General features: G+C 63.8%; 9 protein-coding genes. 6 read left to right on the top strand and 3 right to left on the bottom strand.

The window, feature by feature from the left end; genetic code table 11:
* The 4 genes from CHB99_RS30005 to rhlE2 form a co-directional block, all read left to right on the top strand.
* A partial coding sequence (locus CHB99_RS30005) for an adenosylhomocysteinase (protein WP_249299687.1) occupies positions 1 to 801 on the top strand: 801 nt, incomplete at its 5' end.
* Positions 802 to 894: 93 nt separating this feature from the next.
* Entirely contained in the window at positions 895 to 1,740 is an 846-nt protein-coding gene (gene metF, locus CHB99_RS02770; protein ID WP_042120423.1) for a methylenetetrahydrofolate reductase [NAD(P)H], read from the top strand.
* A gap of 69 nt (positions 1,741 to 1,809) precedes the next feature.
* Positions 1,810 to 2,595, top strand: a complete 786-nt coding sequence (locus tag CHB99_RS02775) for a substrate-binding periplasmic protein (RefSeq protein WP_042120425.1) — start codon at positions 1,810 to 1,812, stop codon at positions 2,593 to 2,595.
* Between the two features lie 222 nt (positions 2,596 to 2,817).
* On the top strand, positions 2,818 to 4,749 hold the full coding sequence (rhlE2, locus tag CHB99_RS02780; protein ID WP_042120427.1) for an RNA helicase RhlE2: 1,932 nt from the start codon (positions 2,818 to 2,820) through the stop codon (positions 4,747 to 4,749).
* A gap of 63 nt (positions 4,750 to 4,812) precedes the next feature.
* Here the strand turns inward: rhlE2 and CHB99_RS02785 are convergent, their stop codons facing one another.
* The 3 genes from CHB99_RS02785 to CHB99_RS02795 all read right to left on the bottom strand — a co-directional run bounded on the left by CHB99_RS02785 (position 4,813) and on the right by CHB99_RS02795 (position 8,084).
* Positions 4,813 to 5,391, bottom strand: a complete 579-nt coding sequence (locus CHB99_RS02785; RefSeq protein ID WP_042120428.1) for a YceI family protein — start codon at positions 5,389 to 5,391, stop codon at positions 4,813 to 4,815.
* Positions 5,392 to 5,422: 31 nt separating this feature from the next.
* On the bottom strand, positions 5,423 to 5,974 hold the full coding sequence (locus CHB99_RS02790; RefSeq protein ID WP_042120429.1) for a cytochrome b: 552 nt from the start codon (positions 5,972 to 5,974) through the stop codon (positions 5,423 to 5,425).
* A 307-nt stretch (positions 5,975 to 6,281) separates the two neighbouring features.
* Positions 6,282 to 8,084, bottom strand: coding sequence for a flavin monoamine oxidase family protein (locus CHB99_RS02795; protein ID WP_042120430.1), 1,803 nt, complete (start codon positions 8,082 to 8,084; stop codon positions 6,282 to 6,284).
* A gap of 236 nt (positions 8,085 to 8,320) precedes the next feature.
* Here CHB99_RS02795 and CHB99_RS02800 point away from each other — a divergent pair, with 236 nt between their 5' ends.
* Together CHB99_RS02800 and CHB99_RS02805 are read left to right on the top strand one after the other, a co-directional pair.
* Positions 8,321 to 8,845 carry a hypothetical protein gene (locus CHB99_RS02800; protein ID WP_042120432.1) on the top strand — a complete coding sequence of 175 codons (525 nt, stop codon included), beginning with the start codon at positions 8,321 to 8,323 and terminating at the stop codon, positions 8,843 to 8,845.
* 142 nt (positions 8,846 to 8,987) lie between these two features.
* Entirely contained in the window at positions 8,988 to 10,394 is a 1,407-nt protein-coding gene (locus CHB99_RS02805; protein ID WP_042120433.1) for an adenosylmethionine--8-amino-7-oxononanoate transaminase, read from the top strand.
* Positions 10,395 to 10,403 lie beyond the last annotated feature (9 nt).

Here is a 10,403-nt window from a genome sequence, read left to right on the forward strand (position 1 = left end):
CGTCACAGCCTGAACGATGCCATCAAGCGCGGCACCGACCACCTGCTGTCGGGCAAGCAGGCCCTGGTGATCGGCTACGGTGACGTGGGCAAGGGCTCGGCCCAGTCGCTGCGTCAGGAAGGCATGATCGTCAAGGTCACCGAAGTCGACCCGATCTGCGCCATGCAGGCCTGCATGGACGGTTTCGAAGTGGTTTCGCCGTTCAAGGACGGCATCAACGATGGCACCGAAGCCAGCATCGACGCGGCCCTGCTGGGCAAGATCGACCTGATCGTCACCACCACCGGTAACGTCAACGTCTGCGACGCCAACATGCTCAAGGCCCTGAAGAAGCGCGCCGTGGTCTGCAACATCGGTCACTTCGACAACGAGATCGACACCGCCTTCATGCGCAAGAACTGGGCATGGGAAGAGGTCAAGCCACAGGTGCACAAGATCCACCGCACCGGTCACGGCGACTTCGACCCGCAGAACGACGACTACCTGATCCTGCTGGCCGAAGGCCGCCTGGTGAACCTGGGCAACGCCACCGGCCACCCGAGCCGGATCATGGACGGTTCCTTCGCCAACCAGGTCCTGGCGCAGATCTTCCTGTTCGCGCAGAAGTTCGCCAACCTGAGCGCCGAGCAGAAGGCCGAGCGCCTGACCGTCGAAGTCCTGCCGAAGAAACTCGACGAGGAAGTGGCCCTGGAAATGGTTCGCGGCTTCGGCGGCGTGATCACCCAGCTGACCCCGAAACAGGCCGAGTACATCGGCGTGACCGTCGAAGGTCCATTCAAGCCGCACGCCTATCGCTACTGATACGCAGGCGACCCCAGCCGCCGGCGGGTACCGTTTCCACGGTGCCCGCCGGCGGTTTGCGGTGTGCAATCCGACGCTGAAGGAACTTTCGAAATGACTCAGGAACGCCGTTACAGCTTCGAGTTCTTCCCGACCAAGACCGACGCTGGACATGAAAAACTGCTCGCCACCGCCCGCACCCTGGCGAGCTACAAGCCGGACTTCTTCTCCTGCACCTACGGGGCCGGCGGTTCGACCCGCGACCGCACCCTGAACACCGTGCTGCAGCTGGAAAGCGAAGTGAAGATCCCCGCTGCGCCGCACCTGTCCTGCGTCGGCGACAGCAAGGCCGAACTGCGCGCCCTGCTCGCCCAGTACAAGGCTGCCGGGATCAAGCGCATCGTCGCCCTGCGCGGCGACCTGCCATCAGGCATGGGCATGGCCAGCGGTGAGCTGCGCTACGCCAACGAACTGGTGGAGTTCATCCGCGAGGAAACCGCCGACCAGTTCCACATCGAAATCGCCGCCTATCCGGAGATGCATCCGCAGGCACGCAATTTCGAGGACGATCTGGCCAACTTCGTGCGCAAGGCCAACGCCGGCGCCGACAGCGCCATCACCCAGTACTTCTTCAACGCCGAAAGCTATTTCTACTTCGTCGAACGCGTGCAGAAGCTGGGGGTGAAGATCCCGGTGGTGCCCGGCATCATGCCGATCACCAACTACAGCAAGCTGGCGCGCTTCTCCGACGCCTGCGGCGCCGAGATTCCACGCTGGATCCGCAAGCAGCTGGAAGCCTATGGCGACGACGTCAAGAGCATCCAGGCCTTCGGCGAAGAGGTCATCACCCAGATGTGCGAGCAACTGCTGCAAGGCGGCGCACCGGGTCTGCACTTCTATACCCTGAACCAGGCTGAACCGAGCCTGGCGATCTGGAACAACCTGAAGCTGCCACGCTGATCCCCAAGCGGCGATGATGCCTGTATCCTTCAGCCTCATCGCCGCTTCCGGCCTTCCGGCCCGCCCGTAATGTCCTATCTCGCCCGACTGTCGATCATTGTGCTGTTGAGCTGCATGAGCCTGCTGGCCCGTGCCGAACAGTTGCGCATCGTCACCGACCCCTGGGCGCCGTATGTCTATGAGGAAAACGGCGAGCCCAAGGGGATCGACTACGAAGTCACCGCCGAAGTGTTCCGCCGGCTCGGCATCGAGGTGCGCTGGGAGTTCATGCCGTGGCGACGCTGCCTGCTGATGCTCGAACAGGGCCTGGCGGACGGGGTGATGGATATCTTCCAGACCAGCCAGCGCGACAGTCAGCTGTTCTACCCCAGCGAGCCGCTGTCGCACGTCGAGTTCGTGCTCTACCAGGCCAACGCGCGACCCCATGCGGTCGACGACCTGGAAGACCTGCGCGGCCTCAATGTCGGCACGTCGCCGGGCTACAACTATGGCGAGGCGTTTCTCGAATCGCCGCTGTTTCGCCGCGAAGCCGCGCCGACCCAGGAAGCCAACTTCGGCAAACTGCTGCTCGGACGCATCGACCTGCTGATCACCGACCGCCGCGTCGGCCAGTTCATGGTCAATCAGCTCGGCCTGCAGGGCCAGGTCAGCGAACTGCCGCTGGTGGTCAGCCGCCAGGCCCAGTACCTCGCCGTGCGCCGCAATGCCGGCATGGACCTGCTGGCCCAGCGCTTCGCCGCCGAGCTGCGCCGCTTCAAACGCGAGCCGGCCTACGCCGAATTGCAGGCGCGTTATCACGTTGTAATGCCGAACGCTACAGAAACCGTTGAGCAGCAGGAACGCAGCACTCCCTGATTGCTCTGTTATACTCGGGCCTTTCCGCCAGGCTTACGCCCGGACGCTGGCCTTGCAAAAGGCATCCCGACCGCAGGATTGCGCGCCTCCAAGGCCCGTCCGCAGCTCCCGGATGCGCAGTGAAGACCAGCAGGACCGGACGCGACAGCATCGACCCGATGCCCCTCGCGCCAGGCACGATCATCCCCATAGGGCACAGCCCCCACTAGAACAGGATTTCTCATGTCCTTTGCATCCCTCGGTCTCTCCGAGGCTCTAGTCCGCGCTATCGAGGCTGCGGGCTATACCCAGCCTACTCCGGTGCAACAGCGGGCCATTCCCGCCGTGTTGCAAGGTCGTGACCTGATGGTCGCGGCACAGACAGGTACTGGTAAAACCGGCGGCTTCGCCCTGCCGATCCTCGAACGCCTGTTTCCCGGTGGTCACCCCGACAAGTCCCAGCGTCATGGTCCGCGTCAGCCACGTGTGCTGGTCCTGACCCCGACCCGCGAGTTGGCAGCCCAGGTGCACGACAGCTTCAAGATCTACGCCCGTGACCTGAAGTTCGTCAGCGCCTGCATCTTCGGCGGCGTCGGCATGAACCCGCAGGTCCAGGCCATGGCCCGTGGCGTCGACGTCCTGGTCGCCTGCCCCGGTCGCCTGCTCGACCTGGCCGGCCAGGGCAGCGTCGATCTCAGTCACGTCGAGATCCTGGTCCTGGACGAAGCCGACCGCATGCTCGACATGGGCTTCATCCACGATGTGAAGAAGGTCCTCGCCCGTCTCCCGGCGAAACGCCAGAACCTGCTGTTCTCGGCGACCTTCTCCAAGGACATCACCGACCTCGCCGACAAGCTCCTGCACAACCCGGAACGCATCGAAGTCACGCCACCGAACACCACGGTCGAGCGCATCGAGCAGCGCGTGTTCCGCCTGCCGGCCAGCCACAAGCGAGCCCTGCTGGCGCACCTGATCACCGCCGGCGCGTGGGAACAGGTCCTGGTCTTCACCCGCACCAAGCACGGCGCCAACCGTCTTGCCGAGTACCTGGAAAAGCACGGCCTGACCGCCGCCGCGATCCACGGCAACAAGAGCCAGAACGCCCGCACCAAAGCGCTCGCCGACTTCAAGTCGGGCGCCGTGCGGATCATGGTCGCCACCGATATCGCCGCCCGCGGCCTGGATATCGACCAACTGCCTCACGTGGTCAACTTCGAACTGCCCAACGTCGAGGAAGACTACGTCCACCGCATCGGCCGTACCGGTCGTGCGGGCCGCTCCGGCGAGGCCATCTCGCTGGTCGCGCCGGATGAGGAAAAACTGCTCAAGAGCATCGAACGCGTCACTCGCCAGAAGATTCCGGATGGCGACCTGATGGGCTTCGACTTCGCCGCCGTCGAGGCGGAAAAACCGGAAGTCCGCGAGCCGCGTCCACAGAACAACCAACGCCGTGGCCAGCGTGCCGACGGCAGCAATGCCGGTGGCCGCAAGGACAAGGGCAAGGACAAGGGCAAAGAGAAAGACAGCAGCAAGGACAAGCCGGCCGGCGAGAAAGCCGCGGAGAAATCCGCCGGTGGTCGTCAGGAGCAGCGCAAGCCGCGGGACAAGAAGCCGCGTCAGCAGCAGAGCGCCCAGCAGGCTGCACCGTCGGGGCAAGTCGATCGCGATCCGGAAGAGTTCCTGGATGACGATGTCGACAACTTCGGCAACCGCGCCGACTACGTCAGCCCGTATCAGAACAAGGGCGGCCAGGGTCGCAACCGGCGTCCGGGCGCCCAGGCCGGTGCCGGCAACGCGGGCGGCCAGTCCCGTGGCAGTCAGCCGCGCAACAACGCCGGCGGCTCCGCTCAGCCACGCAGCGGTGGCGCGGCCAACGGCGAGAAACGTGGCGGCGCGCGCAACGGTGCCAGCGGCAGCGGCGGTGGCGGTGGCGGTGGCGCTCGTGATGGCCAGCAACGTCGCGACGGCAGCAACAACCGCAACCGCCGTCCGGCCCGTGACGATCGTCAGGAGCCGGCGGTGCGCAGCCCGCGTGAAGGCCAACCGCAGCAGAACCAGCCGAAGATCATGCACAAGGAATCGAAGATCGATCGCTTCCCGTCCATGGAACAGCTGGAGCAACTGCCAAGCCGTCCTCGTGGCGAGAAACCGGCGTTGCTGACCCGCAACCGCTGAGTTTTTTCCGCTGGAACAAAAACGCCGCCCTCAGGGGCGGCGTTTTTGTTGGCGGAGCAGAAATTATTTCTGCTTCACGCCTTCCAGAGAGATGTCCAGATCGAAGGTCTGGGAGTTCTCGCCCGGGCCTTTGATACCGAAGTCGTTCAGGTTGACGGTGGTGGTGGCGTTGAAACCGGCACGCTCGCCGCCCCATGGATCCTTGCCTTCGCCGATGAAGGTCGCCTTGAAGGTGACCGGCTTGGTCACGCCGTGGAAGGTCAGGTCGCCGGTCACGTCAGCGGTTTTCTCGCCGGTGGACTTGACGCTGGTGGAGACGAACTTGGCGTCCGGGTACTTCTTCACGTCGAGGAAATCGGCGCTGGCGATGTGCTTGTCACGCTCGGCGTGGTTCGACCACAGGCTGGCGGTTTTCACATCGACGCTGATCTTGCTGGCTTCAGGCTTGGCTGCATCCCAGGAGAAGGTGCCGTCGAAGTCCTTGAAGGTCCCGTGGATGAAGCTGTAGCCCAGGTGGCTGATCTTCCAGTCGACGAATGCGTGCTGGCCTTCCTTGTCGATCTTGTAGTCGGCGGCCATGGCCTGACCAGCCGAGAGCAGAGCGGTACCCAGTGCCAGAGCGGCAAAAGTCTTTTTCAACATACTTTCGATTCCTTTGAGTGGAGGTTGAACATCAAGCCTTGCGGCCCAGCATGCGCGTCAGGGTCGCATCACGGTCGATAAAGTGGTGCTTCAGAGCGGCCAGCCCGTGCAGGACGGCGAACACCACCAGTCCCCAGGCCAGATAGAGGTGAACCAGACCTGCGATATCAGCCTGATCGGGCAGGCCGGAAATCAGTGCAGGTACTTCGAACAGGCCGAACACCGGGATCCCGGCACCGTCGGCGGTGGAAATCAGGTAGCCGGCGATCAGCACGCTGAACAGGCCGACGTAGAGCAGCAGATGCCCGACCTTGGCGGCAATGCGGGTCAGCGTGCCGTGGTTGGCCGGTGCCGGTGGCGGCGGGCTGAGGAAACGCCAGAGCACTCGCAGCAGCATCAGCGCCAGCACGGTCAGGCCGATACCCTTGTGCAGTTCCGGGGCGGTGTGGCGCCAGGAGCTGTAGTAGTCCAGACCGACCATCCAAAGGCCCAGCCCGAACAGACCGAACACGGCCAGGGCAACACCCCAGTGCATGACGATGCTGACCAGACCGTAACGAGAAGATGAATTGCGAAGCTGCATTTGCCGGATTCCCCGTAAGAATTGCTACCAAGACTAACCGGTTATCTATCGATATAAAGCGGAAAATTTCGCTTTGAACTATCAGAAAAATAGATGCTAAGTCTGTAGGAAGGGCGTTAAGGAAACATTAACACCGGGGGAAAGGCTGTAGAGGGGGGCTTTGCGTCATGTCCCCGTAGGAGCGCGGCTTGCCCGCGAAAGGACCGCAAAGCGGTCCCAAATCGGCGTTGCGTGGGATAGGGACCGCTGCGCGGTCCTTTCGCGGGCAAGCCGCGCTCCTACGAAGGCATGACACTAAGACTAGCAGTCAGTCGGCCTTGGCCTGGCTATCGGCAGCCGGCTTCTTGACCGGCTGAGCCTTGGCCTCGGTCTTCTTCGCCGGCGCATGAGTGGTCGCGGTCTTCTTGACGGGCGCCGGCTTGCTCTCTGCCTTTTTCACCGGCGCTGCTTTCGCCGGAGCCTGCTTGGCGGCGGGCGCGGCCTTGGCCGGTTCTTCCTTGGCCACGACAGCCGGCGCCACTGGCGCCACGGGTGCAGGCGCCGCCGCCGGAGCAGGTGTCGGCGCTACCGCCGTTTCCGCGGCCTTGGCCGTCTCCGCCGCCACCGGCTTGTCATCGCCACCGCCAAACAGACGCGAGAAGAAGCCCGGCTTGTCATCCTTGCCTTTGTTCGCCACTGCTGCGACCGCGGCACCGGCTGCCGCCGCGGCCGCCGCCGGCCTGGCATCGAAGGACTTGCCCGCCGCCAGGTCCTCGACCTGCCCCGCCGCACGCTTGCCGCTGCGCAGCGCGCCTTCCAGGGTGCCCGGGTACAGCGCGTCGGTATGTTCGCCGGCGAAGGCGATGCGCTGCAGCGGACGTTCCCACAGACGCCAGTACTTGCTGATCTGCCCCGGACCATAGGCCAGGTAGGAACCGCCAGTGCCCACGTCGGTGCTGTAGCGACGGATCTCATAGCCGGTGAACGCACCACGGGCCTGTGGATAGAACGCATGCAGACGGATCAGCACCTGGTCGACCAACTGCTTGTCGCCGAAGGCCTGCATCACCCGTGCGTTGTCGCCGGACAGGTTGATCACCACGTTGGCGCCACCCTTCAGCGCCGGTTCGATCCACAGCATGCCGAGGCCGGTGTTGCTGTAGATCTCGCCGGACATGCGCGCGCGGCTTTCCCAGACCGGGTTCTTGAACTTCAGCATCAGCTGGTCGCGCCAGCCGTAGTTGGTGCCCTTGAGCGCCGCCAGGTGCTGGTTGCTCAGTGCCGGGGTCAGCTGGATCTTGGCCAGCGCGCGCAGCGGCACCGCCAGTACCAGGTAATCGGCCTGGTAGCCGACACCACCGACCTTGACCGTCACGCCGTCCTTGTCCTGGGTGATGGCGGTGACCGGCGAACTGGTCTTGATGGTCTTCAGTTGCTTGACGAAGGCCTGGGCCAGCACCGGACTGCCGCCGGGCAGGCGCGCGGCGCGCAGGTCACGGTCGTTGACGCCGCGGTAGACGCGGGTCTGCTGGGCGAAATACAGCAGCGACAGGCGCGACGGTTCGTCGTAGCGGGTACGGATCTGCTGGTTGACCAGTTGTCGCGCGGTGGTCGGCAGTTGCAGCTTGTCCAGCCAGGCGGACACGTTCATCTGGTCGAGGGCGAACAGGGTGCTGTTGGCCGCCGGGTTCTCCGGATCGCTGATGGAGGCGGCGAGGTCGTCGAGGGTCTTCTCGTAGCGCTTCAGCGCCTCGGCGGTGGCCGGCTGCTTGGTGGTCAGGTCGGCGGCGCTGAAGTACTCGCCATCGATCAGGTAGCCCGGCGTGCGCACGAACTCCGGCGCCGGCAGCGTGGTGATCTTGAAGGTATCCAGGTACTGGTTGAGCACCGGCTGCGCCTTGCTGTTGCCGATCCATTCGCTGGTGGCCAGGCCGGAGCGGCCACCAATACTGGACTTGGCTTCCAGCAGGGTGACCTGCCAGCCCTTGTTCTGCAGCTCGTAGGCCGCGGTCAGACCCGACAGGCCGCCACCGACCACGATCGCCGTCGGGGTCTTGGTCGCCGCCATCGCCCCCGCGCTGAACAACCCGATAAACACCAGCGCGCAGCCGCGCAGCCAACCAGCAGACATTCGTCGAACTCCGGATCAAAGGCAGGAAAACAGGGCGCTAACCCCGGGAAAAGAGTCCGGTGAAGGATACGTCAGGGCCTGCAGGCTCGCCAGCGCAGGGGCCACGAACAGAGCGGGGTACCTGATATTTCTGTCAGTAGACGGGCTTCGATATCAGCGCGAGGATTATCCGTGCACTGTCAGCTTCTTCAGAACTGCAAGGACTATCCAGTATTTGAAAGATAGGGAGAGGGATCATGCACAAGATCGGATCGGTTTTTGTCGAGAACTTCGAAAAGTTGAGCTCCGCGCCGCTGAAAACCAATGAAACGTTCAATAACCCGTCATGCGGCCTGATCATTACCCTGATCGCCCGCCCCAACACCGCCGGGACGTTGCCGAGTGGACTCTCACGCGAGGAAAATGATTCCTTTCTGAATATCGGCGACCACTCGGAAGTACGTATTCAATTCAAGGACGACAGCGGCAAACCGGTCCTGGTCACCGAGGTGGGATTCCACTGGGCGACCCACCCCGACTACACCGATGAAGACGCCCGGCAGGATGCCATCGACGCCAGCGCAAAACGCATCACCTTCGCCGAACCGGTGCGCATGGAACTGCGTCGGGAAGGCAAGGCTTACGCCTGGAACCACTACACGCCGCCAAGCAAGGCCTGGACGCAGGTCGAGATGAAGAACATCGAACTGGATGAAATCCTCTTCACCACCTCACGGCGCGGCAAGGTTCATTTCGATCATTTCACCTGGAAAATCGCGTAGGTCGCTCCCGGCCCTGACTCGCATGGCACTTCGAGGTTCACCCGGGAAGACGCCTGAACCTCATCCCGACATTGTCCTGAACACGGGCTTTGCTTAGGCTTGTGCGGGTTTCCCCAACCCGCGTTGCCAGGAGTACAAGCCCATGGGCCTCAACCAACAGTGGATGGACCGCGACCTCAAGGTCCTGTGGCATCCCTGCACCCAGATGAAAGACCACGAGCAACTGCCGCTGATCCCGATCAAGCGCGGTGAAGGCGTGTGGCTGGAGGACTTCGAGGGCAAGCGCTACCTCGACGCGGTCAGCTCCTGGTGGGTCAATGCGTTCGGCCACGCCAACCCGCGCATCAACCAGCGCATCAAGGACCAGGTCGACCAACTGGAGCACGTGATCCTCGCCGGCTTCAGCCACCAGCCGGTGATCGAGTTGTCCGAGCGCCTGGTCAGCATCACCCCCGAGGGCCTGAATCGCTGCTTCTACGCCGACAACGGTTCGTCGTGCATCGAAGTGGCGCTGAAGATGAGCTTCCACTATTGGCTGAACAAGGGCCGCACGCAGAAGAAGCGCTTCGTCACCCTGAGCAACAGCTACCACGGCGAAACCATCGCGGCGATGTCGGTGGGCGACGTGCCACTATTCACCGAAACCTACAAGGCGCTGCTGCTGGACACCTTGAAGGTGCCGAGCCCGGACTGCTACCTGCGCCCCGAGGGCGTGAGCTGGGAAGCGCATTCGCGGACGATGTTCGCGGCCATGGAGCAGACCCTCGCCGAACACCACGAAAGCATCGCCGCGGTGATCGTCGAGCCGCTGATCCAGGGCGCCGGCGGCATGCGCATGTACCACCCGGTGTACCTCAAGCTGCTGCGCGAGGCCTGCGACCGCTATGAGGTGCACCTGATCCACGACGAGATCGCCGTGGGCTTCGGTCGCACCGGGACGATGTTCGCCTGCGAACAGGCCGGTATCCGTCCGGATTTCCTTTGTCTGTCCAAGGCCCTGACCGGCGGCTACCTGCCGCTGGCCGCCTGCCTGACCACCGACGAGGTGTATGGCGCCTTCTATGACGACTACCCGACCCTGCGCGCCTTCCTCCACTCCCACAGCTACACCGGCAACCCGCTGGCCTGCGCGGCGGCGCTGGCGACCCTGGACATCTTCGAGCAGGACAACGTGATCGAGGCCAACAAGGCCCTGAGCCAGCGCATGGCCAGTGCCACGGCGCACCTGGTCGACCACCCGCACGTGGCGGAGGTACGCCAGACCGGGATGGCTCTGGCCATCGAGATGGTCCAGGACAAGGCGAGCAAGACCGCCTATCCGTGGCAAGAGCGGCGCGGCCTGAAGGTCTTCGAGCATGCCCTGACCCGCGGCGCGCTGTTGCGGCCGCTGGGTAGCGTGGTGTATTTCCTGCCGCCGTATGTGATCACCCCGGAGCAGATCGACTTCCTGGCCGAGGTGGCCAGCGAGGGGATCGACATTGCCACCCGGGACAAGATCAGCGTGGCGGTGCCGGCGGATTTTCATCCGGATTTCCGCGATCCGGGCTAAGTGAGTTCG

Source organism: Pseudomonas japonica (assembly GCF_900188455.1).
GTDB classification, from domain to species: Bacteria; Pseudomonadota; Gammaproteobacteria; order Pseudomonadales; family Pseudomonadaceae; genus Aquipseudomonas; species Aquipseudomonas japonica.

Coding starts and splice junctions, on each gene's coding strand:
- metF (WP_042120423.1), top strand. CDS start 895: ATGACTCAGGAACGCCGTTACAGCTTCGAGTTCTTCCCGACCAAGACC.
- CHB99_RS02775 (WP_042120425.1), top strand. CDS start 1,810: ATGTCCTATCTCGCCCGACTGTCGATCATTGTGCTGTTGAGCTGCATG.
- rhlE2 (WP_042120427.1), top strand. CDS start 2,818: ATGTCCTTTGCATCCCTCGGTCTCTCCGAGGCTCTAGTCCGCGCTATC.
- CHB99_RS02785 (WP_042120428.1), bottom strand. CDS start 5,391: ATGTTGAAAAAGACTTTTGCCGCTCTGGCACTGGGTACCGCTCTGCTC.
- CHB99_RS02790 (WP_042120429.1), bottom strand. CDS start 5,974: ATGCAGCTTCGCAATTCATCTTCTCGTTACGGTCTGGTCAGCATCGTC.
- CHB99_RS02795 (WP_042120430.1), bottom strand. CDS start 8,084: ATGTCTGCTGGTTGGCTGCGCGGCTGCGCGCTGGTGTTTATCGGGTTG.
- CHB99_RS02800 (WP_042120432.1), top strand. CDS start 8,321: ATGCACAAGATCGGATCGGTTTTTGTCGAGAACTTCGAAAAGTTGAGC.
- CHB99_RS02805 (WP_042120433.1), top strand. CDS start 8,988: ATGGGCCTCAACCAACAGTGGATGGACCGCGACCTCAAGGTCCTGTGG.